Source organism: Paenibacillus arenosi, from assembly GCF_014841135.1.
GTDB classification, from domain to species: Bacteria; Bacillota; Bacilli; order Paenibacillales; family Paenibacillaceae; genus Paenibacillus_B; species Paenibacillus_B arenosi.
The window spans coordinates 480,297-506,194 of the sequence record NZ_JACYTN010000003.1; the positions used below are offsets into that span (position 1 = coordinate 480,297).

General features: G+C 43.4%; 20 protein-coding genes. 19 read left to right on the forward strand and 1 reads right to left on the reverse strand.

The annotated features are described in order from the left end of the window. The 16 genes from IFO66_RS08060 to argH form a co-directional block, all read left to right on the forward strand. Window positions 1-856: IPT/TIG domain-containing protein (locus tag IFO66_RS08060; protein ID WP_192024622.1), on the forward strand; the 856-nt coding region annotated here is incomplete at its 5' end. Between the two features lie 83 nt (window positions 857-939). Beyond that, a complete protein-coding gene (locus IFO66_RS08065) occupies window positions 940-2,022 on the forward strand; it encodes a glycosyltransferase family 2 protein (RefSeq protein WP_225445603.1) in 1,083 nt (360 codons plus the stop codon). A gap of 4 nt (window positions 2,023-2,026) precedes the next feature. Next, window positions 2,027-3,895 (forward strand): glycosyltransferase family 2 protein, encoded by a 1,869-nt coding sequence (locus IFO66_RS08070; RefSeq protein WP_192024624.1) that lies wholly within the window; start codon window positions 2,027-2,029, stop codon window positions 3,893-3,895. Window positions 3,896-3,920: 25 nt separating this feature from the next. After that, the gene (gene fliB, locus IFO66_RS08075; protein ID WP_192024625.1) at window positions 3,921-5,165 is read left to right on the forward strand and encodes a flagellin lysine-N-methylase; all 1,245 of its coding nucleotides are present in this window, start codon (window positions 3,921-3,923) and stop codon (window positions 5,163-5,165) included. A gap of 658 nt (window positions 5,166-5,823) precedes the next feature. Further along, window positions 5,824-6,021 (forward strand): cold shock domain-containing protein, encoded by a 198-nt coding sequence (locus IFO66_RS08080; RefSeq protein WP_019424729.1) that lies wholly within the window; start codon window positions 5,824-5,826, stop codon window positions 6,019-6,021. A gap of 408 nt (window positions 6,022-6,429) precedes the next feature. Further along, the gene (hpf, locus tag IFO66_RS08085) at window positions 6,430-6,987 is read left to right on the forward strand and encodes a ribosome hibernation-promoting factor, HPF/YfiA family (protein WP_028593778.1); all 558 of its coding nucleotides are present in this window, start codon (window positions 6,430-6,432) and stop codon (window positions 6,985-6,987) included. A gap of 270 nt (window positions 6,988-7,257) precedes the next feature. Then, window positions 7,258-9,759, forward strand: a complete 2,502-nt coding sequence (gene secA, locus IFO66_RS08090) for a preprotein translocase subunit SecA (protein ID WP_192024626.1) — start codon at window positions 7,258-7,260, stop codon at window positions 9,757-9,759. Between the two features lie 170 nt (window positions 9,760-9,929). After that, window positions 9,930-11,046, forward strand: a protein-coding gene (gene prfB / locus IFO66_RS08095; RefSeq protein WP_225445604.1) for a peptide chain release factor 2 whose coding sequence is annotated in 2 segments (ribosomal slippage) — window positions 9,930-10,001 and window positions 10,003-11,046 — 1,116 coding nt in all. Because the reading frame shifts where the segments join, the coding sequence is not laid out codon by codon here. A 200-nt stretch (window positions 11,047-11,246) separates the two neighbouring features. After that, entirely contained in the window at window positions 11,247-12,140 is an 894-nt protein-coding gene (locus IFO66_RS08100) for a YitT family protein (protein ID WP_192024627.1), read from the forward strand. A gap of 444 nt (window positions 12,141-12,584) precedes the next feature. After that, entirely contained in the window at window positions 12,585-13,652 is a 1,068-nt protein-coding gene (gene argC, locus IFO66_RS08105) for an N-acetyl-gamma-glutamyl-phosphate reductase (RefSeq protein ID WP_225445574.1), read from the forward strand. 75 nt (window positions 13,653-13,727) lie between these two features. Next, the gene (argJ, locus tag IFO66_RS08110) at window positions 13,728-15,011 is read left to right on the forward strand and encodes a bifunctional glutamate N-acetyltransferase/amino-acid acetyltransferase ArgJ (RefSeq protein ID WP_192024692.1); all 1,284 of its coding nucleotides are present in this window, start codon (window positions 13,728-13,730) and stop codon (window positions 15,009-15,011) included. 14 nt (window positions 15,012-15,025) lie between these two features. Next, entirely contained in the window at window positions 15,026-15,856 is an 831-nt protein-coding gene (gene argB, locus IFO66_RS08115) for an acetylglutamate kinase (RefSeq protein WP_192024628.1), read from the forward strand. Between the two features lie 33 nt (window positions 15,857-15,889). After that, on the forward strand, window positions 15,890-17,095 hold the full coding sequence (locus IFO66_RS08120; RefSeq protein WP_225445575.1) for an acetylornithine transaminase: 1,206 nt from the start codon (window positions 15,890-15,892) through the stop codon (window positions 17,093-17,095). A gap of 125 nt (window positions 17,096-17,220) precedes the next feature. Further along, window positions 17,221-18,168, forward strand: coding sequence for an ornithine carbamoyltransferase (gene argF / locus IFO66_RS08125; protein ID WP_192024629.1), 948 nt, complete (start codon window positions 17,221-17,223; stop codon window positions 18,166-18,168). A gap of 45 nt (window positions 18,169-18,213) precedes the next feature. After that, complete coding sequence (locus IFO66_RS08130; protein ID WP_192024630.1) at window positions 18,214-19,494, forward strand: argininosuccinate synthase; 1,281 nt, start codon at window positions 18,214-18,216, stop codon at window positions 19,492-19,494. Between the two features lie 101 nt (window positions 19,495-19,595). Further along, the gene (gene argH, locus IFO66_RS08135; protein WP_192024631.1) at window positions 19,596-21,041 is read left to right on the forward strand and encodes an argininosuccinate lyase; all 1,446 of its coding nucleotides are present in this window, start codon (window positions 19,596-19,598) and stop codon (window positions 21,039-21,041) included. A 145-nt stretch (window positions 21,042-21,186) separates the two neighbouring features. On the opposite strand, the gene IFO66_RS08140 is transcribed toward argH, so the two are convergent. After that, the gene (locus IFO66_RS08140; protein WP_192024632.1) at window positions 21,187-22,626 is read right to left on the reverse strand and encodes a VanW family protein; all 1,440 of its coding nucleotides are present in this window, start codon (window positions 22,624-22,626) and stop codon (window positions 21,187-21,189) included. Window positions 22,627-22,929: 303 nt separating this feature from the next. Between IFO66_RS08140 and ftsE the strand changes: the two genes are divergently transcribed. The 3 genes from ftsE (at window position 22,930) to IFO66_RS08155 (ending at window position 25,841) form a co-directional block, all read left to right on the forward strand. After that, complete coding sequence (gene ftsE, locus IFO66_RS08145) at window positions 22,930-23,616, forward strand: cell division ATP-binding protein FtsE (protein ID WP_192024633.1); 687 nt, start codon at window positions 22,930-22,932, stop codon at window positions 23,614-23,616. After that, window positions 23,606-24,523 carry a permease-like cell division protein FtsX gene (gene ftsX / locus IFO66_RS08150; protein ID WP_192024634.1) on the forward strand — a complete coding sequence of 306 codons (918 nt, stop codon included), beginning with the start codon at window positions 23,606-23,608 and terminating at the stop codon, window positions 24,521-24,523. The genes ftsE and ftsX overlap by 11 nt, the downstream gene beginning before the upstream one ends. A 76-nt stretch (window positions 24,524-24,599) precedes the next feature. Further along, the gene (locus IFO66_RS08155; protein WP_225445576.1) at window positions 24,600-25,841 is read left to right on the forward strand and encodes a murein hydrolase activator EnvC family protein; all 1,242 of its coding nucleotides are present in this window, start codon (window positions 24,600-24,602) and stop codon (window positions 25,839-25,841) included. Window positions 25,842-25,898 lie beyond the last annotated feature (57 nt).

Below are 25,898 nucleotides of genomic sequence, written 5' to 3' on the forward strand. Positions count from 1 at the left end.
ACCGGGTGGATTTACGTACAATCCATTGCCAGTCATTGACCCAACGATAACAAGTGTTACTCCGAACAATGGAGCAATGGCAGGTTATTATTACATTACGATTCAAGGAAAAGATTTCGATAGAAAAACGACAGTCTATATCGATGACCAAGCAGCGACTTCGACCTATATGAGTGCAACAGAGTTGTCGGTTCAGGTTCCAGCAGGAAAGCGCTCGGGAGCGGTAGATGTTAAGGTAGTAACCGGTGCAAAAGGTACCGCAACAATGACAGGTGGATTTACGTATAATGCACCTGGAGGAGGGGGTCAACAAGGCCAAGCCCCAACGATAACAGGCATTACTCCGAATAGTGGAGCGATGGGTGGCTATTATTACATCACGATTAAGGGTACAGGTTTCGATAGAGGAACGAAAGTAACAATCGATGACCAAGCAGCAAATACGACCTATATAAGCGCAACAGAGTTGTCGGTAATGGTGCCAACAGGAAAGCGCTCGGGAGCGGTAGATGTTAAGGTAGTAACAGGTAAGCAAGGTACCACAACAATGGCCGGTGGCTTTACGTATAATGTACCTGGAGGAGGGGGTCAACAAGGCCAAGCCCCAACGATAACAAGCGTCACTCCGAACAGTGGAGCGATGGGTGGCTATTATTACATCACAATTAAAGGTACAGGATTCGATAGAGGAACGAAAGTAACGATCGATGATCAAGAAGCAGTAACGACCTATATAAGCGCAACGGAGTTGTCGGTGATGGTACCGCGAGCAAAACGCTCTGGAGCAGTAGATGTAAAAATAGTAACTGGAGCGAAGGGGACTGTAACCTTAGCAGGTGGCTTTACCTATCGCTAATTAAGTTTTATGAGCAGGTGCTGTGCACCTGCTCATTTCCATTTTGAAAGAGAGGTTGTTCCATGTTTCCAATATCTCTGTGTATGATTGTGAAAAATGAAGAAAGGCACATAAGTGAAGCGCTGGCTTCAGTCAAGCCATATGTGAAAGAAATGATTGTACTTGATACTGGTTCAACAGATGGTACAAGATTAATTGCAGAAAATAGTGGAGCACAAGTGTATTACAAGCCATGGAATGAAAGTTTTGCAGAGATGAGAAACGTGTGTATATCTTATGTAACTCAGCCCTTCATACTTATACTTGATGCTGATGAGAGGCTTAACTCCGTGAATAAGGAGATGCTAGAGCGGGCAATGGATGCTATGAAACAATTTGACGGATATGCTGCGGATATTATCATAAGGAGCCTAACTCAAACAGGGGAGATTTCCGAATCTTCTAATGTTCGTCTATTCCCTAATCATCCGGATTATTATTATCAAGGAAGAATTCATGAACAGCTAGTTTATAAACATGGAACAGTTAATTCAATACGTTCTGGTATTGCTATTGAGCATCTTGGCTATCAGGAAGAAGAAATCCGTAATAAAGACAAGTACAATCGAAATCTCACTTTACTTCATGCGAGCTTGGAAATGAATCCTGATGATAGTTATCTATTATTTCAATTAGGTAGAACCTATTATGTTAAGCAGGATTATTTGTATGCTGCAGCAGCGCTTACTAAATGTATCGACAATATGGGTGCTAATAAGCAGCATTATTTAAGTACAGTCTATTTAACACTAGGATACACTTACATAAGGTTAAAAGAGTGGGGATTATTCGAAAAATGCTTAAATGATGCTATTGATATTTACCCCGATTATACCGATTTATATTATATGTACGGTACAGCGCTAGTAGAAGCCAAAAATCCTGAATGGCTCATGTATATTCCTGAAGCATTTTTGAATTGTTTGCAGTTAGGTACTCCAGCATCTACTAAATATGAGACGGTTGGTGGAGTTGGTACATTTAAGGCGCATTATAATTTGGGAGTATACTATGAGCTTACTGGAAATATGGAGCTTTCGCTTTATCACTATGAACAAAGCTGTTTATATAATTACAAACTAGCTAGTCACGCTGTACAACGATTAAAGCAGTATAAAGAGGACTGATACTATGAATAATGTTACGATTTCACTATGTATGATAGTTAAAGATGAAGAACATTGTTTGGAACGTTGTTTAGAAAGTGCTAAGCATCTTGTGGACGAGATTATTATTGTAGATACGGGTTCAACTGATCGAACCAAACATATAGCGAGACGATATACAGACAATGTGTATGATTTTGAGTGGACAGAAAACTTTGCAGCAGCACGGAATTATGCGATCGAGCAAGCGTCAAGCGCTTATATTCTGCAGTTGGATGCTGACGAGATTATTATAGATAACGATAATATACTGAAAGCTGGTTTAGATAAAGATTTCTATCATATTACGATTCATAATAATGTTGATTCAGGTCAATTTATTGTTCATCAGTTCGCAAGAGTATTTAAAAATACACCCAAATATAGATATGTGGGAGAATTGCACGAACAAATCCCCGTCAATTACGATACAGAAGAGTGGGGGTTACTACCTTGTTACATCGAACATGATGGATATCTTCAAAGAAATGTACAGCTAAAAGATAAATCAAATAGAAATATGCGAATTCTTAAGAAAGCAACGGCTCAAAATCCAAGTGCATTTAATTATTTTAATCTTGGAGCACAATACATGCAGGAAAATCGTTATTTAGAAGCTCTAGAAGTATTAAAAAAATCGTACGCGTCCGTGGAGCATAATGACCTAGCTCAGAGAGTTGTTTGTCAAATCGTGAAATGTCTATATGAACTAAAGAGATGGGATGAAGCGATTCAATTAGGTGTGGATGCTTTGCGACTGTATCCAAATTCAATTGATTTATCTTTTTTGTTAGGACATTGTTACTTGGAAGTTCATTATGTAAGAGATGCTGAAAAATGTTTTGAAAGATGTCTGACTATTGGAAATAATGCTAAGGCAGAAAACCTAGTATATCAAGCTGGAGCTGAATCATATTTGGCACTAGCTAAATTGGCCGAAACATATATGCTTGATGATGAGCCAGATAAAGCTTATACGTGTTTACAAGATGCTCTGTTGTTGGTGCCAGATAATAAAATGATAACGCAACTATTATTGGAAGTGCGACCGAATATAAGCTATGAAGAACTTCAGTCAAAATTAGCGCCGGTGCTTCCATTGAATCAGCAACGCTATATAAGTCTGATTGGAGCTTTATATAATTTAAGAAACCCATTGATCGTTCAATTTATCGAGAGTTCTTCCTTGACAGTAACTGGTCCAACTGCAGTCCTCTATTATTTATTTAAAGGGGACTACGAGCTAGTTGAGCAGGAACTATTAAAAGCTAAGGATAAAGACAACTTTAAGAACCATTTAAAAGATGTTCTATTATTAGGATTATTGTCAGGGGATTGTTCCGTATTCCAAGCAATGAAATCAAAATTTGGATTGAGTCAACAAGAAGTGAAATGGCTGCAGCAACTTCTAACTCAAGGTGAACCCAAAACAAGTAATCTTTCATCCAATTTGAAATTAATCTGGAGACAATTAGTAGAAGATCTGCTTCATCTCCATAAGTATGAACTTCTTGAAAAGCTTCTTGCTTACGCTGTAGAACCAGAGATGAGATATATTATGAGTGAGCGATTTGTTGCTTTTGGCTTTTATGAAGCTGCACTAGATATTTTAGTTGAGGGTAAGCATGCTGCTTTTAACTATGATGTGTACAGGTTAGCTGCAAGAGCGTTAGAGAAAATAGGGCATACTTCGGATTCTCTCTTCTATTACCAGCAGGCAATTAAAATAAACAGAAGTATGGATTGCTTATATCGAATGTGGAACCTGTTTGGTGATAATATTGTGGAGCAACAGAGATTGCTGCAAGAAATGAAGAAGCTGCAACCTTATTCAGATTGGGTACACAGTTATTAATAATAAGCTTTAAGGAGATTGACCTATGATAGAAAATACGCTCATGCCTTCGTATATGAAAAACTTCGCCTGCATAGGTGGAGATTGTGAGGATACATGTTGTGCCGGTTGGAAAGTTACAATTGATAAAGATACATATAAAAAATATAAAAAATCAAAAAAACCAAAACTACTAAATAGCATATGCATGGAAAGTGCGGAAGATAGAACGAAGAGTAGTTATGGTTATTTAAAGATGAGTGATGATCATAGATGTCCTATGCTAACAGATAATAGTTGGTGCTCGATTCAACTAGAGTTAGGCGAAGAGGCGTTGTCTACTACTTGTACAACTTACCCTCGTATTCTTAACTATGTCAGTGATAGATTTGAACTGTCTGCGGCAATATCTTGTCCTGAAGTGGCTCGATTGGCTTTGTTTAATGAGGATGGAATTGAATTTGACGAACTAGAATTTGAAGTATCTTCGAATTGGTCCATTGCAAATGTAATAAAAACAAATGAAGGCTCGGATAACGAGCATTTATTCTGGCCTGTTCGCATGTTCAGCATTGAAATTGTTCAATATCGAAATATTGCACTGTGTGATAGATTAATTATTTTAGGATTATTCATTGACCGAGTTCAGAAAGAAATAGATGCAGGTAACACGGTGAATATCGAGAATATTGTTGCCGATTATCGTAATAAGATGAGAGATGCTGCTTACGTTAGTTCTCTTAGTAATATCAACGTTAATATTGAATTGCAAGCTAGAGTAATTTTGGAAATCTTACAATTTAGATTCAAGCATGGCGGGATGATTGGTAGGTACGAACAGACTTACAACGAAATGATAAAAGGATATGGTATTACTGAAATAGAGGATTCTTCTGCCCAATTGATTCAAGCGTATCAAGATAATTTTTCTAGATACTACAAACCGTATATGGAAAAGATGGAGTATGTACTTGAAAACTATTTAGTTAACACTATTTTTTACAAGTCATTTCCATCTATGATGAATAAAATGTTTCAAGATTACATGTCAATTATGGTTAACTATGTTCTGGTTAAGACACATCTAGTAGGGGTAGCTGGACACTATGAAGGTCTTAATGATGATATTGTGCTTAGAACCATCCAATCTATGGCGAAAGCAACGAATCATAATGCTACTTTTACTGTGAATGTAATGAATTTGCTTGAAAAAAATAATTACAATTCACTAGCGCATATTGCTACTTTGATTAAAGATGTAAATGTCAATGCAACAGTAGGAATGCGATAAAAAATTCAGATGGCCCATGATTAATTTTCTAGAGAGAATTAATTATGGGCTCTTCTTTATTATTAGTAGTGCAGTAATGAATTTTTTTATTTTTTTTGAGATTACTGAATTTTGAGTTTCTCATGAACTGGTTAATAGCCTGCTAGTTATATTAAAGGGTTTAATAGATTCAAGAATCCAATTATTTTCAAGCCGAATGCACCTCGGTTTTGCTATTAATGTAAGCGAGGAAAGCGTGATTTCTAACGGAGTGGTTGCAAGGATCGTTGTGATTACAAGATCCAGATACGAGCTAAGACGGGGATCGTGCATTGCTTGGCATTACACTCATCGTAGTAGTAATAAGTTGTATGATCTTTCATATTGGAGGGGCTAATTTGTTTATCTATTAGTACGAACAGCGTGCCACGGGCAAGGGGGAGGCGTGTTTGCTTTAGATGAGAATAACTACAATAAATGGCTGTTAAGAAGCATGAAGATTACGTCTTATTTAATAAGATTCATACCTTTAAAGTAGTGAGTACAGTTCCGCTCTGTAGTAATAGAAGAAGGCAGTAATAATATAACAATTTCTCATTGACACCGCTTCCAGCTGATGATATAGTCGATGTTGTGAAGATAAACTTCACGGTACTTGAAGATGAAGGGATGTATAAAGATGCAAGGTAAAGTTAAATGGTTCAACGCAGAAAAAGGTTACGGTTTCATCGAAACAGCTGAAGGTAACGACGTATTCGTTCACTTCTCCGCTATCCAAACTGACGGCTTCAAAACTCTAGAAGAAGGTCAAGCAGTAGAGTTTGATATCGTGGAAGGCGCTCGTGGACCACAAGCAGCTAACGTAATCAAGTTGTAATTATACCGGCAATTGCCGAATAATATATGATACGCTAGCTAAGCCCTCTGACTTGTTCAGAGGGTTTTTTCTTTTATACGGGTATCCAGCTTCGCTGTTCATTCTACTGTCTTAGTATGCTAAATTTCTCGTTACTATTATACAGACTGTTCTCCACTATACTCGCTTTAACGTCTTAATGCAAATCCAGCATCATTTTTTTGGTGAGATGATATTGTTTTGAGCTGTCATTCTTATTGAATATACATACTTATAGCATAATTTATCTTCCAGACTCCATTATGCTGTTTCAATCCTCTTTCAGAACGGGTACATGTAATGAAATAAAGTTCTTACAATCGTAAACGTTCTTTTGAAATCATGTGTGCCCATATGATATAATAGAGGTAAGCAAAGGAGGAGTGCCCTATGAATTACAGCATTCGAGGCCAACAGATTGAAGTTACTGACGCTCTCCGCGAGTATGTGGAGAAGAAGCTAAGCCGACTTGAACGCTATTTTGAAGCACCTACTTCTGACTTGAACGTAACGCTAAGCGTTACCCGTGATTTACACGGCGTTGAAGTCACAATTCCAATGCCAGGTTTACTATTGCGTGCGGAAGACCGCAGCAAAGATATGTATGCATCCGTTGATGCAGTAGTTGATAAGTTAGAGCGTCAAATACGCAAGCATAAGACCAAAGTAAACCGTAAGTTCCGCCAGCGTCATGACGGTGGATTGAAGCAATTGTTTACTGATGGGGATGCTGCACATTCAGCCGTACAAGTACAGGAACAAGAGGATGAGCTAGAACTCGTTCGAACGAAACGTTTCACGCTGAAGCCGATGGATGTGGAGGAAGCGATTCTCCAGATGAATATGATTGGACATAATTTCTTTGTCTTCTCTAATGCTGATACGAAGGAAGTCAACGTCGTATATCGCCGCAATGACGGTCGCTACGGCCTCATTGAGCAAGGCTAATTGATAAGGCGCACTTTCTAATTATAAAGGACGACGTCCCTAATTTATGAAGATTAGAGCCTATTTCCCACAACGGAATGGGCTCTTTTCACGTATAATAGATTATAAGACTTATAGATCCCCGAGACGGGGCTGGGACGGTTGCGACAATCCCATGAAAATGTTACAATTTATTGCAAAACGAGTCAACGAACAAGTTCTCTGTTGCAGGCCTAATTTAGCAAGATAAGCCGTGAGAATACGTTCTGTTTTGCGTGAAAGGGGCTAACCATGCTAGGACTTGTGAAAAAAATATTCGGAGATGCCAATGAACGTGAAGTAAAGCGGTTAATGAAGACCGTTGAGTTCATTAATGGCTTGGAACCGGAATTCGAAAAATTAACTGATGAACAGGTTCGTGCGAAAACGGATGAGTTCCGTGCGCGTATTGAGAAAGGTGATTCATTGGATCAGCTTTTGCCGGAAGCGTTCGCTACTGTTCGAGAAGCTGCGAAGCGTACCCTGGGTATGCGTCATTATGATGTACAGCTACTTGGTGGTATGGTACTTCATGAGGGCAAGATCGCGGAAATGAAAACGGGTGAAGGTAAAACACTTGTTGGAACTTTGCCGGTTTATTTAAATGCGTTGGCAGGTAAAGGCGTGCACGTCGTTACAGTCAATGACTATTTGGCAACTCGTGATAGCGAGATTATGTCTCAAGTTTATAACTTCCTCGGGATGACAGTAGGATTGAACTTGTCGAATATGGATCCTGATGATAAACAGGAAGCATACGCTTGTGATATTACGTACGGAACGAACAATGAGTTCGGTTTCGATTATTTGCGTGACAACATGGTGTTATACAAAGAACAAATGACTCAGCGTCCATTGAACTTTGCGATCATCGATGAGGTAGACTCTATCTTGGTCGATGAAGCGCGTACACCACTTATTATTTCGGGACAGGCTGCAAAGTCTGCTGAATTATACTTTGGGGCAGATCGCTTTATCCGCCGCTTGGTGGAGGAAGACTACTCCATCGATGTGAAGACGCGTCAGGTGTCTCTTACAGAGGCTGGTGTGGCGAAGGCTGAGAAAGCTTTTGGCATCGAGAATATGTACGATGTGAAGAACGTAACGCTAAATCATCATATTCAGCAAGCACTTCGTGCGCATTATATTATGCGTCTTGATGTAGACTATGTAGTTAATGATGGCGAGATTGTTATCGTCGATGAGTTTACAGGACGTATGATGGCTGGGCGTCGTTACAGCGATGGCTTGCACCAAGCGATCGAAGCGAAGGAAGAAATGGAAATTCAGAACGAGAGCATGACTCTTGCTACGATCACATTCCAGAACTACTTCCGTATGTATCGCAAGTTGGCTGGTATGACAGGTACGGCGAAAACAGAGGAAGAAGAATTCAAGAGTATTTACGGTCTTGAAGTTATTCAGATTCCAACGAATAAAACAAACCAACGTAAAGATATACCGGATGTCGTTTACAAGTCAGTTAACGGCAAGTTTAAGGCTGCGGTTGAGCAGATCGTTGAATGTAACAAGAAGGGGCAGCCAGTACTAGTAGGTACGGTTTCCATTGAAAATTCAGAGCGCTTATCTGACATGCTTCGTAAGAAGGGTGTTCAGCATAAAGTGTTGAATGCGAAGTTCCATGCGGAAGAGGCAGAAATTATTTCTCGTGCAGGTCAGCCGGGCTCCGTTACAATTGCGACGAACATGGCAGGCCGTGGTACGGACATCTTGCTAGGTGAAGGTGTAGCTGAAAAGGGTGGTCTTCACATTATCGGCACAGAGCGTCATGAAAGCCGTCGTATCGATAATCAGTTGCGTGGTCGTGCAGGACGTCAAGGTGACCCAGGTTCTTCTCAGTTCTACTTGTCTCTTGAAGACGAGCTAATGCGTCGTTTCGGTGCTGATAACATTATGGCAATGATGGAACGTATGGGCTTTGAAGAAGATCAGCCGATCGAATCGAAGTTGATTACGAAGGCCGTTGAGTCTGCTCAGAAGCGTGTTGAAGGTAACAACTTCGATATGCGTAAAGTCGTTCTTCAATATGACGATGTGATGAACCAACAGCGTGAGATCATCTACAAGCAGCGTCGTGAGGTGCTAGAAGCAGAGAATATCCGCCAAATCGTTATGGATATGATCTCACCTTGTGTTGATCGTATTGTAGAAGCACATTGTAACGATGAAGAAGTTCCAGAGAACTGGGATTACGAAGAAATTATGAAATATATGCACCTTCATTTGCTTGAGGATGGTTCGGTTACGAAGGACGATCTTTGGGGCAAAGAGAAAGAGGACATTAAAGAGTTCCTCTTCAAGAAGGTTGAAGCTAAATATATTGAGCGCGAAGAAACGATGGGCGAAGAGCTTGTGCGTGAATTCGAGAAAGTTATCGTGCTGCGTGCGGTGGACTCGAAATGGATGGATCATATCGATGCGATGGATCATCTTCGTCAAGGTATTCATCTTCGTGCATACGGCGGTACAGATCCGCTTCGTGAATATCAATTTGAAGGTTACGAGATGTTCCATCAAATGATTGCAGCGATTCAGGAAGAAGTATCGACACTCGTGATGAAGTCTCAAGTAGAGCAAAAAGTAGAGCGTCAAGCTGTCATTGATGAGAGCAAGATCTCTACGAATGCTGAACCTGGGGTGAAGCGTCCTGTTCAGAAGGACGAAGAAGTTGGACGTAATGACGCTTGCCCTTGCGGCAGCGGTAAGAAATATAAACAGTGCCACGGTAAGTAAGTGACGTGCAGCGTCTAGTCAGAGAACGGATAGTCTTCATATGTAGCTAGACGTTTAATTGACTGGTGTACGTTACGAATTATTACTAGAGGTATAACTGTATGTAGCAACGGGCAGCCGCATTGGGTGCCCGTTGTTATGTGCATAAATATTTAGTGAGGTGAATTATGATGATCGATCCAAATGTCCGTCATCAACTGCGAGATATCGCTTCCAAGCTCACGAATCTTAGGGGGTCTCTTTGACTTAGACCTTAAGTTGGAGCAGATTGCGAACTATGAAGAAAAAATGGCTGCACCTGACTTTTGGGACGATAACGAACGTGCGCAAGGCTTGATTGCTGAACTTAACGGTGTGAAAGGCATTGCTGATCAATATCAGGCTTTGTCTCAAGAACATGAAGACGTAGCCATGATGCTAGAGTTGGCCGAGGAAGAACAGGATCAATCGCTTGCGACTGAATTGGAATCCTCAGTAAAGCAACTGCTTGATAAGGTAGAAACCTTTGAGCTGCAATTGTTATTGAGCGAGCCATACGATAAATTTAATGCAATTTTGGAGCTGCATCCTGGAGCTGGCGGTACGGAGTCTCAAGATTGGGGACAAATGCTGCTGCGTATGTACACGAGATGGGCAGAGAAGCGTGGCTTTAAGGTTGAAGTCGTTGATTATTTGCCTGGGGACGAAGCGGGAATTAAGAGCGTTACGCTTCTCATTAAAGGCTTTAATGCTTATGGGTATTTGAAAGCAGAGAAGGGTGTTCATCGACTCGTTCGTATATCGCCATTTGACTCTTCTGGACGTCGACATACATCGTTCGTTTCCTGTGATGTTGTTCCTGAAATTACAGATGATACCACGGTAGAAATTCGTACGGAAGATCTAAAGGTCGACACGTATCGTGCAAGTGGTGCGGGTGGACAGCACATCAATACGACGGACTCAGCGGTGCGGATTACGCATATCCCTACTGGTGTCGTTGTTACCTGTCAGACAGAACGTTCGCAGATCAAGAACCGTGAACGTGCGATGACGCATCTTCGCTCCAAGCTCGTTGAGCGGAAGATCGAAGAGCAGCAGAAGCATCTGGCGGAAATACGTGGGGAGCAAATGGAGATTGGCTGGGGCAGCCAAATCCGTTCTTACGTATTCCACCCTTATAGTATGGTCAAAGACCACCGCACATCAGCGGAAACTGGCAATGTCGGCGCCGTCATGGATGGTGACCTCGACATGTTCATTGAAGCCTATTTGCGCACTAGAATTGTATCTTCTTCGGAAAGCTAATAGTAACTTTAAAATGAACCTGCGCCGACATTGTCGGGGCAGGTTTTTTTGTATGCTTGAACGCTGTACCTTAACAAAGAATGGTTGCTGTATAGATGTGCATACTACCTTTGAAGTGAGGGGTATCGGTATATTTAGAGATATGAAATGTTGAGGTATGAAAATGTAAGCAATATTATAAAAGGGGAGAATGTATACTTATGTCATCTTGGTCATTAAAACGTGAACGACGAGGAGCTCCGCTATTTCCTGTCAATCATCCGATTCGTATTGTGTTTGATTACGGATTAATCTTGCTCGGAGCCTTCATTATGGGCATTACATTCAACATGTTTCAATTGCCGAATAAGATTGCTTCCGGAGGTATTTCTGGGTTATCGATCGTCTTGGAAGAAGTACTTGGATGGGTGCCAGCAATAACACAGTATGCATTTAACATCCCGCTCTTTATTTTAGGTGTCATGTTGCTTGGCAAGCAATTTGGTATTCGAACATTGATTGGCTCAATCGCTATGCCATCATTCATTTTTTTAACCTCAGATTTGCCGGCTGCTACTTATAATCCATTGCTGGCATCTATTTTTGGTGGTATCGGAATTGGTCTCGGTCTTGGACTTGTGTTTCATGGTCGTGGCTCAACAGGCGGGAATGCAATTACGGCTCAACTTATTCATACATATCTAGGCGTCAGCAGGCCGCTCGCAATCGCGATGTGTGATGGGATCGTCATTATTTTGGCTGGCGTATTATTGTCGTTTGAGGATGCAATGTATGCCCTGATTGGTCTGTTTGTCATGAGTAAGACGCTCGATGTCGTGCAAGTCGGATTCAGTTATACGAAGGTAGCGTTCATCATTACGGATAAGACAGATGAGATGAGCGGCGCGATCTTGAAGGACTTAAACCGTGGTTTGACGAAGTTGCAGGGTGAAGGTGGCTATACCGGTGAAGGACGTATTGTGCTAATGGTAGTAGTCGGCCAAACGGAAGTCATTAAGCTCAAGCAGCTTGTACAGAGTGTTGATGCAAATGCATTTGTCATCATAAGCGATACAAATGAAGTGCTAGGTGAGGGCTTTAAAATTCCGGCATAACATGATGTGTGAGGTAGGAACTTACCCATTTTGACCCAAAAATAATACTACTACTGCAATTCATGTAGTGTTGGACTATGTAGGACCGTGCAGACGGTCCTTTTTTAATACTCATTTTTAAAATGAGGCTAGTTTGAAAAGAGAGATTGGTTCGCTATCTCTATACATTATTCATGCATAAATGAATATTCCTCGTTCATAAAAGAAAAATTTATAAAAATTAAAAGTGCGCAAGAACGCTTTTATAAAAGGGTTTTTGTGTACTTTTTTTCTGTTTCCACTCACTTTATATGTCAAGCCGAGCAAAAAAGTTATTGTATCTATATAACATAGTAAGTATAATAATGCATAACTTCTAAATCGGTAATACATAAGCGAATAGATACTTATATGGAGCCAGCGGGCGGTTGGATTCCAGAGTGTCAGACGGAGGGAGAGAGGTAGTTGCATACAACAGAGCAAGTTCAATCAAAAGTGAAAGTTGCAATTGTCGGTTCGACAGGGTACGGCGGTGTCGAGCTTATTCGATTTTTGATCCATCATCCAGGAGTAGAAATTACATCAGTAATCTCAGCATCGAGCGCAGGAGAATCGATTGCAGCGGGCTATCCACATTTGAATCAAATTTTGATGAATACGTTGGACGGTGTTGATCCCGTTGAAATAAAAGCAAAGGCAGATGTTGTATTTACAGCTACGCCTTCTGGTGTGAGCACGAAGTTGGTACCACAGCTGCTAGCGGTCGGGTTGAAAGTGATTGATCTGTCAGGAGACTTCCGATTGAAAAATGGCGAGCAATATGAGCAGTGGTATAAACATGAGCCAGCACCCACTGAATTGTTGAATTCTGCTGTGTATGGGCTATGTGAATGGTACGGTAACGATGTGGTAGGCACATCTTTCATTTCTAATCCTGGCTGTTATCCAACAGCGACGCTGCTAGGACTTGCGCCGGCCCTTCAGGCAGGCTGGATTGATGCGGATTCTATCATTATTGATGGGAAATCAGGTGTATCAGGTGCAGGGCGGGGAGTTAGCTTGACGAGCCATTATGCGGAGATTAATGAGAATCTCAAAGCTTACAAAGTAAATCGTCATCAGCATATTCCTGAGATTGAGCAAGTGCTGCAAGATGTGCATGGGCAGCCAGTGACGGTTACATTTACAACACATTTGACGCCGATGACGCGTGGAATTATGTGCACCATGTATGCCAAATTGAACGGCAGCTATACGGATCATGACTTTGTGCAATTGTACAGTGAGCATTATGCGGGGCGCCAATTTGTTCGCATTCGTCCTGAGGGCACTTGGCCCGCAACGAAGGAAGTGTACGGCTCCAATTATTGTGATATTGGCTTTAGCGTAGATAAGCGTACGCAGAGAGTAACCATTATTAGCGTTATTGATAATGTGGTGAAGGGTGCGGCTGGGCAGGCCATTCAGAACTTGAACTTAATGATGGGCTGGGACGAGACAACAGGACTATCTTATGTGCCTGTTTATCCATAATCGTTAGATCGATACGGACCAGTATCTATTAGATATAAAGTAGCTGGATATAGAGTAGGCGGAGGGATAGCCATGATGAATAAGGCGATATCTGAATCGGCAACGGTTGCCGATGGTGCAGATCATAGTTGGAGCGGGCAACAGCAGTTTGCCGTTGTAGATGGGTCGATTACAAGTCCGGCGGGGTTCCGGGCAGCAGGGCTTCATTGTGGATTGAAAAAGACGAGCCGCAACGACATCGGCGCGATTGTGTGTGACGTTCCTGCAACGGCGGCAGCTGTGTACACGTTGAACGCGTTCCAAGCGGCACCGCTTCACGTGACACGTGCAAGCTTAGCGGCGGAAGGCAAGCTTAGCGCCGTCATCGTCAACAGCGGCAACGCGAACGCCTGCACAGGTGTGCAAGGCGAAGCGGACGCGTACCGCATGCGCAATGCCTTCGCCGAGCAGCTCGGCGTGCCTGCGCATCAAGTAGCGGTAGCCTCGACAGGCGTCATCGGCGTGCCGCTGAAAATGGACTGCGTAGAGCGCGGCATTGCGGCGCTCCCAGCTGAGCTTAGCTCGGCGCGAGACGGTGCCGAGCAATTTTGCCAAGCGATACTAACTACCGACCTCGTGAAGAAGGAAGTATGTGTAACGGTTCAGGTCGCCGGCCAGTTGGTGACAATCGCAGGCGCAGCCAAAGGCTCAGGCATGATCCATCCGAACATGGCGACCATGCTAGGCTTTGTTACGACAGATGCGGTCGTATCGTCAGAAGTGCTGCATTCCCTACTCAGGCAGACGACAGATGCCACGTACAACATGATTACCGTCGATGGAGATACGAGCACGAATGACATGCTGGTTGTTATGGCAAGTGGTGTGGCAGGCAATCAGCCGCTGCATGAAGAGCACCCAGATTGGTCTTCCTTTGCAGCAGCTTTCCACTATGTGAACGAAGTGTTGGCTAAAGCGATTGCTCGCGATGGAGAAGGGGCAACCAAACTGATCGAGGTGCGGGTCAACGGAGCGGTGCATGATCAAGCCGCTCGTGCGATTGCGAAAAGTGTGGTCGGCAGCAGTCTTGTAAAGTCAGCTGTGTTTGGAGCTGATGCGAACTGGGGCCGTGTTATTGCAGCTGTTGGGTACTCAGGCGAAGCGGTAAACACGGACTCCGTAGATATTTTTCTAGGACCGATCCCTGTATTGAAGCAATCTACTCCCGTTGTGTTTGACGAGGAACAGGCGTTGGTTTATTTGAAGGAAGATACGATCGTATTTACGATTGATCTCCATATGGGGCAAGGAAGTGCAACTGCATGGGGTTGTGATCTCACATATGATTATGTCCGTATTAACGCGGCATATCGAACATAGAGAGGAGAAGTCGTATGGGATATTCAGCAGGGAAGTTGAGGCGATTCGTGATGAAGTGCGGGGGCAGCACACTTGCTGATTTGCCCGACAGCTTCTACGAACAATTAAGAGAGGTACAGCAATCGGGAACGATGCCGATTATTGTGCATGGCGGAGGACCTGCCATTTCAGAGACGCTGAGCAAGCTCGGCATCGAGACGGAATTCGTCAATGGCTTGCGCAAGACGAGTGAAGAAGTACTCGATGTAGTAGAGATGGTGCTGGCAGGCAGTATGAACAAGCAAATCGTGCGAAGACTGAACCGACTAGGTGCAAGCTCTATTGGGGTATCTGGCACGGATGGCGGGTTGATCGGGGCACAGCCTGTCTCGAACGCAGCTGAAATTGGCTTTGTTGGCGATGTGGTTGGGGTGCAAGCAGAAATTATTAACGGCCTTATTGATATGGGATATATGCCCGTTGTTGCACCGATTGGAATTGATGCGGCAGGCCAGCGCTATAACATCAATGCAGATACAGCGGCAGGCGCGGTAGCAGCTCATTTAGGTGTGCAGCAACTGCTGGTCATTACGGATGTGCCGGGTATTATGCGAGTTGTGGATGGAGAGAAGCAAGTGCTTCCTGTTGTTACGACAGAAGAGATTGAATCTATGATTGCTAGCGGTGAAATATACGGGGGTATGATTCCGAAGGTACGAGCGGCTATGAAGTGTATGGAAGGCGGCGTAGCTGAAGTAATTATCGCCCATGGGATAGAGCCAAATGTAATTCGAAAATTAGCAGCGGGAGAAGCGATCGGTACTAGAATTGTACGTGAATCCGTTTCTATCGTACAGAATTCGTAGTTATTTGTAGTTTTAATTAGGGAGGGATAGTCGATGAGCAATAATACGATGGGTGTGTCCAACAATAGTTCCTTATTTCCTACATATAATCGTTACCCGATTACGCTTGTAAAAGGGGAAGGCAGCAGACTGTGGGATGAGAACGGGCGAGAATATTTGGACTTTATGAGCGGGCTTGCTGTAACCAATCTTGGTCATGTGCCTGAACAGGTCAAAGCACGTCTGACCGAACAGTTGGATGCGTTGTGGCATGTGTCGAACTTGTTTCATATTCCGCAGCAAGAACAGGCAGCAAAGCTGCTAACAGAGCACAGTTGTGCAGATGCCGTGTTCTTCTGTAATAGTGGTGCGGAAGCGAATGAGGCGGCAATCAAACTTGCTCGTCGCTATCACCAAAAAATTGCGAATACAGGACGCTATGAAGTGATTACGTTTGAGCAGTCGTTCCATGGACGGACATTGGCAACGCTGACAGCGACAGGTCAAGACAAGGTGAAAGATGGTTTCACACCGTTGCCTGATGGATTCCGCTATGCACCTTATAACGACATCCAAGCGCTTGAAGCAGCGATCACGGACAAAACATGCGCTATCATGCTGGAGATTGTGCAAGCAGAAGGTGGCGTTATTCCAATTACAGCTGAGTTTGCTGAAGGTGTGGCCAATCTATGTGCTGTGCATGGACTGCTGCTCATTATTGACGAAGTCCAGACAGGAGTCGGTCGTACAGGGCGCTGGTTTGCACATGAGCATTTTGGATTGAAGCCAGATATTTTTACAGTAGCTAAAGGATTGGGCAGCGGATTCCCGGTTGGAGCGATGTTGGCGAAGCAATATTTGCGTGATGCATTTGGCCCAGGTACCCATGGGACGACGTTTGGCGGAACACCCATTGCTATGGCGGCTGTTCTCGGCACGTTAGAAACGCATATTGAAGAGTGCATTCCTGAGCGAGTAGCGGAGATTAGCAGTTATTTGCTAGCACAGCTTCATCAGAAGTTGGGTACACATCCAAAGGTGAAAGCCATTCGCGGAATGGGCCTTATTGTCGGTATCGAATACGATGGTGCAACAGGAGAAATGATCGCTCAAATGCACCAAGAAGGATTGTTAGTGGTACCTGCGGGTCCGAATGTGATTCGACTGCTGCCAAGTTTGCGTGTCACAAAAGAAGAAATCAATGCAGCTGTAACAATCATAGAACGTGTACTGATAGAGCAACCAGCTCAAGTCGGTTAGATAAATTAAACTAGAGCAGCTTAGCTGTGAAATATGGATAGAATGACGTAGCGAGTTGGCTCTATGCCAACTATAAAGATGAAAATGAAGCCACAGAAATGGTTTGGAATGGAGGTATATTCCCTATGATAACGACTCAATTGGACTTAAAAGGGCGGGACTTCGTCGCTCTTGCAGATTATACACAAGAAGAAATATATGCCTTGATACATGATGCTATTGAACTGAAGCGGCTGCAAAAGGCAGGAACACCGCCCCAACCTCTTAAAGGCAAATCGCTTGCAATGATATTCGAAAAGTCTTCCACGCGGACACGGGTCTCCTTTGAAGTGGGAATGTTCCAGTTAGGTGGAACGGCACTGTTTTTGAGTAAAAATGATATTCAAATTGGTCGTGGTGAAACAATCTCCGATACGGCGCAAACATTGTCACGTTATGTAGACGGCATTATGATTCGTACGTTTGCACACAGCACCGTTATTGATTTAGCACGCAGCGCAACCGTTCCGGTTATTAACGGATTGTCTGATTTGAATCACCCCTGTCAGGCGTTAGCTGACTATATGACTGCTTATGAGAAGAAGGGCAAATTGGAAGGGCTGAAGATTGCTTATATCGGTGATGGCAACAATATGGCACATTCACTCATGATGGGTGCTGCTAAGTTGGGTATGCACATCGCAGTAGCAACTCCAGAAGGTTATGGTCCAGATTCGGATGTGATTAAACAGTCCAAAGAACAAGCTGAACTTTACGGATCAACAATAACGCTGACGAGCGATCCACAGGAAGCGGCAGCGGATGCAGATTTTATTTACACTGATGTGTGGGCGAGCATGGGCTTTGAGTCCGAACAAGAGAAGCGGGAAAAAGCATTCAAGAACTTTCAAGTGAATGAGTCACTTGTGAAATATGCCAAGTCAGATTATTTGTTCATGCATTGCTTGCCTGCTCATCGTGGGGAAGAAGTGAGTGAGGGTGTCATCGATGGCCCGCATTCTATTGTGTTTGATGAAGCTGAAAATCGACTGCATGCACAAAAAGCGATTATGGCCGCTATTATGCGCGACTAGTATTTCTATAGACTTTGTAGTGGACGTTTGAGAGGAGCGGGAACGATGGCGAAGGAGAAAATAGTGCTGGCCTACTCTGGTGGGCTGGATACATCCGTTATTTTGAAGTGGTTGAAAGAAACGTATGATGCTGAAATTATCGCTTTTACTGCAGATATTGGGCAAAAAGAAGAGTTGGATGGCTTAGAGGAAAAGGCACTAGCGACAGGTGCTTCCAAAGTATACATCGATGATTTGCGCGATGAGTTCGCGAGCGATTTCATTCAACCGATGTTCCAAGCAGGAGCTCTTTATGAGGGACAATACTTGCTAGGAACGAGCATTGCTCGCCCACTTATTGCAAAGCGTATGGTTGAGATTGCCCGTGCTGAGGGAGCCACTGCAATTGCGCATGGTGCGACTGGTAAAGGGAATGACCAAGTGCGTTTTGAACTTACAGCGGCTGCACTTGCTCCCGAAATTAAAGTGATTGCGCCTTGGCGTTCCGAAGCTTTCCGTGAGCAGTTCCCTGGTCGTGCTGAGATGATTGCTTATGCGGAGAAACATGGCATTCCTGTGCAAGCTTCTGCTGCGAAACCTTATTCCATGGACCGTAACTTGCTTCATATTAGCTTCGAAAGCGGTATTTTAGAGGACCCTTGGTTCGACCCAAGTTCAGATGAGAACAAGGGAATGTTCGTATTGAGTGTATCTCCGGAAGATGCGCCAGATACGGCTGAATATGTTGAACTATCATTTGAGCAGGGTAACTGCGTTGCGATCAATGGTGCTACTCTCACACCGCTGCAAGTAATGGAGAAATTGAACGAACTTGGCGGCAAGCATGGCGTTGGTCGTGTGGATATGGTTGAAAATCGCTTCGTAGGCATGAAGAGCCGCGGAGTGTATGAGACGCCGGGTGGAACGATTTTATTTACGGCTCATCGTAAGATGGAGTCGTTGACGATGGATCGTGAAGTGATGCATTTGCGTGATTCATTAATTGCGAAATATAGCAATATCGTTTACAACGGTTTCTGGTTTGCGCCAGAGCGCTTGGCTATTCAAGCATTGGTGCAAGAAAGTCAGAAAAACGTTACAGGTACGGTGCGTTTGAAGCTTTATAAAGGAAATGTGATTGGTGCTGGGGTTAAGAGCCCAGTCAGCCTTTATAATCCAGATATCGCAACGATGGAAGCTGATCCGACGCAGGCTTACGATCAGAACGATGCAACGGGCTTTATTCAGTTGAACGCATTGAGATTAAAAGTATCTGCTGGTGTACACGGTGCGAATGCGACGGCAGAAGCTCCTAAGCAATCGGCAGAAGTTGTATTCACGAATTGAACCTTGTGCTGAAACGTAATTCGTGACGATATGTGATGTGAAATGTCATACCATTCGGATTCGGATGTAGATAGATATTCTCATGGGCAGGAGGGGACAGTGTGAGTAAGCTTTGGGGCGGACGTTTTACGAAGCAGACGGATGAACTGGTGGAGCAATATACGGCATCGATTACGTTCGATAAGAAGATGGCCGAAGAAGATATACAAGGCAGTCTCGCTCATATTACGATGCTCGGTCGCTGCGGAATCGTGCCGCAGCAAGATGCGGATCGCATCAAGGATGGGCTACTGCAAGTGCTGGCGCTGATTCAAGCAGGTGAGATGGAATACTCGGTGTCGGATGAAGATATTCATATGAATATCGAGAAGAAGCTGATTGAGCTGATCGGACCTGTTGGGGGCAAGCTGCATACAGGTCGCAGCCGTAACGATCAGGTTGCTACGGATATGCATCTTTATTTGCGCAAGCATGTTGTTCAATTCGTTGAGTTGTTAGGCAATGTACAAGAAGCGCTAATCACACAGGCAAAGGAGAATGTGGACACCATAATTCCGGGGTATACACATCTCCAGCGTGCGCAGCCAATTCTATTTGCACATCATCTATTGGCTTATGTATCCATGTTCGAACGTGATATTGAGCGGTTGAAAGATAGTTACAAGCGTATCAACACGCTGCCATTAGGCGCAGGAGCCTTGGCGGGGACGACGTTCCCGATTGACCGTCATTTTGTTGCGGAGCAGCTTGGTTTCGAACGTGTTTATGAAAATAGTCTAGATGCGGTCAGCGATAGAGACTTCATTGTGGAGTTTCTAGCCAATGCTTCGCTTATTATGACGCACTTATCGCGATTGTGTGAGGAGCTTGTGCTGTGGTCCAGTACAGAGTTTCAATTCATTGAATTGGATGATGCTTTCTGTACGGGATCTAGCATTATGCCGCAGAAGAAGAACCCAGACGTACCTGAACTTGTACGAGGCAAGACAGGGCGCGTATATGGCAATCTTATCGGCATGCTGACGGTACTAAAGGCACTTCCGCTAGCTTATAACAAAGATATGCAGGAAGACAAAGAAGGCATGTTTGATACGGTTGCAACGTTGGATGGCGCGCTGCGTCTGTTTGCTCCAATGATTGCTACGATGAAAGTAAACCGTAGTCGCATGCGTCAAGCGGTCAACCAAGACTTCTCAAACGCGACGGATATTGCAGATTTTCTTGTGAACAAGGGTTTGCCTTTCCGCCAAGCGCATGAAGTTATTGGCAAGACGGTGCTGTACTGTATTCAAAAAGGCGTCTACTTGCTGGACTTGTCGCTTGAGGAATTCCAGCAGTTCTCTCCGTTGTTCGATGAGAAGATTTATGATGTGCTCCAGCCTGAGCAGGTCGTGAATGCACGGAATGTTTACGGCGGAACGGCTAAGCCGCAAGTGGAAGCGGCGATTGTTCGTGCAATGGAAGCTTTGCAAGTTACGATTGCTTGGAATGAGCAGAAGCAAGCTGAAGCAACTGCAGCCCAGGTTCAACCCATGATTGCAAAGTGATGAGGTGCAGAATTTAATCAGCATTATGCTTAGGATTAGGTAACTAATTCAAGGGCAGCATGATGCCCACTATAAACAGCACGCGTTAATAGCGTCCCGTGAGGCGCTAACGCGTGCTGTTTGGTTTATTTTGATAACTTTCTTTTTATCTACCTTGATCGAAGTTTGGACCATGTAAGCCATCTTCTACAATTGGTTTGCGCTCTTCTGCCTTTTCACGTTCAGGCGTGCCTCCATTATTGACAGCAATTAAAGAAGGCTGTGGTTTGTAGGTATCTAACGAAACTCGTTCACGTGATACTTCTTTGCCGTCTACTAACTTTAAACGATAGGTCTCAACTTGGAAGCCGTTCTTTCCAGGCTGTAGCAATTCTTGTGTTCCGGGTGTAAGTTGATTATTCCGTACATATTTGACATCTGGTTTCATGATTTTAATCGTTTTCGTTTCCATTTTGTACTGTACGTTTGAATTCATCGTTCCAAAGAGCTTAATCGTGAGTCGATCCTCTTCTGTTGCTGTTCGAATAAGTAGATGTTTGCCAGTCGTATTTTTGAATTTGAAATTAATATATCCTTGTGAAAAAGTGGCGTCTAATCCTATCGGAATATATTTAACAGGCAAGGAGTGGTTTCTGCGTTCTACGATGTGGAGTCCTGAACGTAGTGCAGCATTGTATAGCGTGCTCGAAACTTGGCAGATTCCACCGCCCACACCTGGTACTAATTTACCATTGAAGATGACAGGGGCTTCCTTAAAGCCATGTTGTCGTTCGGTGTCAACAATAATGCGATCATAGTCAAAGATGTCACCGGGCTTGAGTATCATATTGTTAATCGTTTGGGCAGCTGCTTTAACGTTATGGGTTCGTCCGTCTTCTTCTTGAACAAAAGTTGTCGAGAACTCCATAATTTTGCGTTCGATCCCTTCTGCTTGCAGAGAGTGGAGGGTAACAGGTGCGTCATATCGCTGAAGTGGTACCTCTACCACGATAGAATGAGTTGTGGTCCATTGAGCTGGCAAGGCAGCCCGAATGGTTTGTTCCAGCTGTATTCGGTCGAGGCGATAAACAGGTATATCCGCTTTGTACTCAATCGTATCACTTGCTGTGATGATTCGCGTAGCAGAGATAGGTGCACCAAATGCTTGCAATTCCCATTGTGGAGTGAATCTTTTTCTCCAAATAGACTGCTTCCAATCAAATGTTAGCGACCACTTTTCTTGAAAATATAACCGTTTATGTATTCTCTGCCATAAAGAGCCTTGCTGTAATTGCTTAAGCTGCTCCACGAGTGCGGTAGCTTGATAACGTACGCCAATATCCGCAAGTGTGGTCCGAACTGAAGGGAGCTTAGCGGCATTGAAAGTGAATACAATCGGTCTTTGTTCGAGTTTACGAACTCGTTCAGCTAGTTGCTGCTCGAATGTTGAGATATCCATTCCACTGATTAGCCAGTCGGATAACTGCACATGTGCGGGAATGGTATTGGATTGTGTATAACGTTCAGCCCAGTACCATAAGGCACCGCACGAAAGGACGATAAGAAGTGAAACACCGACTATCCATGCATACCATTTTTTTAGCATAGGAAGCTGCCCCCTGTCCATCAAGGTCGTCTTCCCCATCTTATGCGGATAAGCTGTGAATATTTCCATATTGATTAAAACCATTTTCAACTATTATAAGTCTATTAAAATAAGGATGATTATTCCATTTGTATCGATTTATTTGGCTAATGTTGGACATGTTAAGACATTTTCCCGGGAAATAATGAATTTCTTACCTGTCAACTGCAAAATGGTGTAGAAATTGTAATAATTGAAGAGGATTTAGCGGCCTAGTGTCGAATATATAAGGGCTGATCTTATACACATAGGAAGTGATAACTTTTGATTGAGATGCAAGATATTTGGAAGACCTATACGAACGGCTCGCATGCATTGCGCGGAGTCAATGTCCTTATTGATAAAGATGAGTTCGTATATCTAGTTGGTCCATCAGGAGCAGGTAAATCTACATTTATGAAGTTAATTTATAGAGAAGAAGTGCCTACGAAGGGCCAGCTCTTCGTAAATGGATTTAACATTGGGAAACTGAAGCAGCGTAAAATTCCGTATGTGCGCCGTAATATCGGCGTCATTTTCCAAGATTTTAGATTGCTTCCGAAGCTTACGGCGTATGAAAATGTCGCATTTGCAATGGAGGTTATTGAAGCGCCGAAGAAGGTTATTAAGCGCCGTGTCCCAGAAGTGTTGGAACTAGTTGGTTTGAAGCAGAAGATGAACTGCTTGCCATCTCAGCTTTCAGGCGGTGAGCAGCAACGTGTAGCCATTGCGCGTGCAATCGTTAATAATCCTGCAGTACTTGTGGCCGATGAGCCTACAGGGAACTTGGATCCTGAAACATCGTGGGAGATTATGAAACTGTTAGAAGAAATAAATTATCGAGGCACTACCATTATTATGGCAACGCATAACAAAGACATCGTCAACCGAATACGGCGTCGTGTCATTGCGATTGAAGAAGGTATGATTGTGCGCGATGAGGTTCGGGGGGATTACGGTTATGACACTTAATACAATATCCCGCCATCTTAGAGAAGGTAGCAAAAGCATTGTGCGCAACGGCTGGATGTCGGTTGCTTCTATAAGTTCTATCGTTATTTCATTGTTTATTTTAGGTGTATTTATTCTATTGTCATTTAACTTGAACCATTTGATGAGTCAGGTTGATAGTAAGATTACGATAAGTGTATATCTAAAGGTCGGAACGTCTAAGGAACAAGTTGATCTACTGGAAACGGACATCGGAAATATGTCGGAAGTTAGCCAAGTGACGCTGATCCCTAAAGCAGAGGGTTTGAAGTTATTAGAGAAGAAGCTTGGTGATAAAGGAAAGGATCTTGTTAAAGGATATACGCCTGAGACGAACCCACTTCCCGATGCATTCACCATCGAGGTTTACAAGCCAGAAACGGTGTCCATGGTAGCGAAAAAGATTCAAGCTTTGAACGAAACGAATAAGGACAAGCCTATCGATATTGTTAACTATGGACAAGGTCATGTAGAGAAACTATTCAAATTGACAGAGATGATCCGTAACTTTGGCTTAATTCTTGTTGTCGGTCTAGGTTTCACGGCTATGTTCTTAATTGCGAATACGATCAAGATTACGATTATGGCGCGACAGCGTGAGATTAGCATTATGAAAATGGTAGGTGCAACAAACTCATTTATCCGCTGGCCATTCTTTGTGGAAGGTGCGTTAATCGGACTTATCGGCTCTGTTGTAACGATTGCTATTTTATTCTTAGCTTACAACCAATTGTTTGCACTTACGGCAGATACGATGGGCATTCAGTTTATAGATATGCTGCCTTTGAGCAACATTTGGGCGTTTGCATTTGGTAGCTTGATGGCTTTAGGAATTTTGATCGGGGTTTGGGGAAGTACCATTTCGATTCGCAAGTTCTTAAAAGTGTAAGCTGGTTCAGATCCTACAGCGGATATAGTTTGGACAATCGTTATATCGATTTATATGGAAAGAGGAGGAGACTTGGTTGAAGAAGAAAAGTATCGCGGTTGCTTTGTGCGGAGCTATGCTGCTTACGATGACACCTGCTACAGTCACAGAAGCTTCTCAGGCTGGTTCCATTGACCGCAAGTTAAAAGATCTACAACAGGAAATGCGTAAAGCCGAGCAAGTCCAGCAAAATGCTGATGCTAAGGCCGCTAAGGCAGCGAAAAGTAAAAAAAAGACCCAAGCGGATATGAAAGTAATTTCTGGTCAGATTGAATCTAAGGTTGCAGAAATGACCAAAGTTTCGCTTGATATTGATAAGACAGAGCTTAAATTGAGCGAGAATGCATTCCAATTAGAAGAAGCAAATCGACGTATTGAAGAGCGTAGCAAAATGTTGGATACGCGTGTGAAGCTAATGTATACGAGCGGAAATGTTTCTTATTTGGATGTAATATTTAGCGCGACTAGCTTTAAAGATTTCTTAGATCGTCTTGATTCATTAGAATTGATCGCAAACCAAGATCAGAAGATTTTAGAGGATCATGAAAAGGACAAGCTGCTTGTCATTGAGAAGAAAAAAGAAATTGAGCAAGATCTTAGACGTGTCAAAAGTCTATACGCTAAGTTAGATGAAACGAAGCAGGATCTTATGCAGAAAGAACGCGAAAAAGAAGTCATGATTGCGAGTCTGGATAAGCAAATTGAAGAGGCCCACGGTTTGAGTGAGGAACAAGATAAAATGCTTGTAGAGTTCGCGATGGAACGTTCTAAATTGTTGAAGGACAAAGCAGCAGAAGATGCACGCCGAAAGCGTGAAGCTGCAGAGCGAGCGAAAAAACCGACGACTTCTTATGTGACGAGTGTACCGACATACAGCGGCGGCAAGCTTGCAGTTCCGCTAAAAGATGGCTATACGCTGACTTCTCGTTTCGGTGGGCGTTCAGATCCGATTACAGGCAGAGCTTCTAATCACAGTGGTATCGATATGGCCGCTCCTTCAGGTACACCAATCTATGCAGCTGAGGGTGGTACTGTCATTATGGCAGAGTTGTGGAATGGCTACGGTAATACAGTCATTATTGACCACGGCAACGGTTTGTGGACGCTTTACGGCCATATTCGCAACGGCGGTATCAAAGTAAGTAAGGGTGATGTTGTGAGCCGAGGGCAGAAGATTGCTGAGGTCGGAACAACAGGACGCTCGACAGGTAACCACCTTCATTTTGAAGTTCGCTTAAACGGAAATAAGGTAGATCCTGAAAATTATTTGAATGGATAAGATAGGCATAGACATATACTACAATGGTGGAGCATATTACAAGCTCTAATTCATGAA

What these genes read in the sequence shown, in the direction of transcription:
- IFO66_RS08065 (WP_225445603.1), top strand. Translation starts at nt 940, where the DNA reads ATGATTGTGAAAAATGAAGAAAGGCACATAAGTGAAGCGCTGGCTTCA.
- IFO66_RS08070 (WP_192024624.1), top strand. Translation starts at nt 2,027, where the DNA reads ATGAATAATGTTACGATTTCACTATGTATGATAGTTAAAGATGAAGAA.
- fliB (WP_192024625.1), top strand. Translation starts at nt 3,921, where the DNA reads ATGATAGAAAATACGCTCATGCCTTCGTATATGAAAAACTTCGCCTGC.
- IFO66_RS08080 (WP_019424729.1), top strand. Translation starts at nt 5,824, where the DNA reads ATGCAAGGTAAAGTTAAATGGTTCAACGCAGAAAAAGGTTACGGTTTC.
- hpf (WP_028593778.1), top strand. Translation starts at nt 6,430, where the DNA reads ATGAATTACAGCATTCGAGGCCAACAGATTGAAGTTACTGACGCTCTC.
- secA (WP_192024626.1), top strand. Translation starts at nt 7,258, where the DNA reads ATGCTAGGACTTGTGAAAAAAATATTCGGAGATGCCAATGAACGTGAA.
- IFO66_RS08100 (WP_192024627.1), top strand. Translation starts at nt 11,247, where the DNA reads ATGTCATCTTGGTCATTAAAACGTGAACGACGAGGAGCTCCGCTATTT.
- argJ (WP_192024692.1), top strand. Translation starts at nt 13,728, where the DNA reads ATGAATAAGGCGATATCTGAATCGGCAACGGTTGCCGATGGTGCAGAT.
- argB (WP_192024628.1), top strand. Translation starts at nt 15,026, where the DNA reads ATGGGATATTCAGCAGGGAAGTTGAGGCGATTCGTGATGAAGTGCGGG.
- IFO66_RS08120 (WP_225445575.1), top strand. Translation starts at nt 15,890, where the DNA reads ATGAGCAATAATACGATGGGTGTGTCCAACAATAGTTCCTTATTTCCT.
- argF (WP_192024629.1), top strand. Translation starts at nt 17,221, where the DNA reads ATGATAACGACTCAATTGGACTTAAAAGGGCGGGACTTCGTCGCTCTT.
- IFO66_RS08130 (WP_192024630.1), top strand. Translation starts at nt 18,214, where the DNA reads ATGGCGAAGGAGAAAATAGTGCTGGCCTACTCTGGTGGGCTGGATACA.
- IFO66_RS08140 (WP_192024632.1), bottom strand. Translation starts at nt 22,626, where the DNA reads ATGCTAAAAAAATGGTATGCATGGATAGTCGGTGTTTCACTTCTTATC.
- ftsX (WP_192024634.1), top strand. Translation starts at nt 23,606, where the DNA reads ATGACACTTAATACAATATCCCGCCATCTTAGAGAAGGTAGCAAAAGC.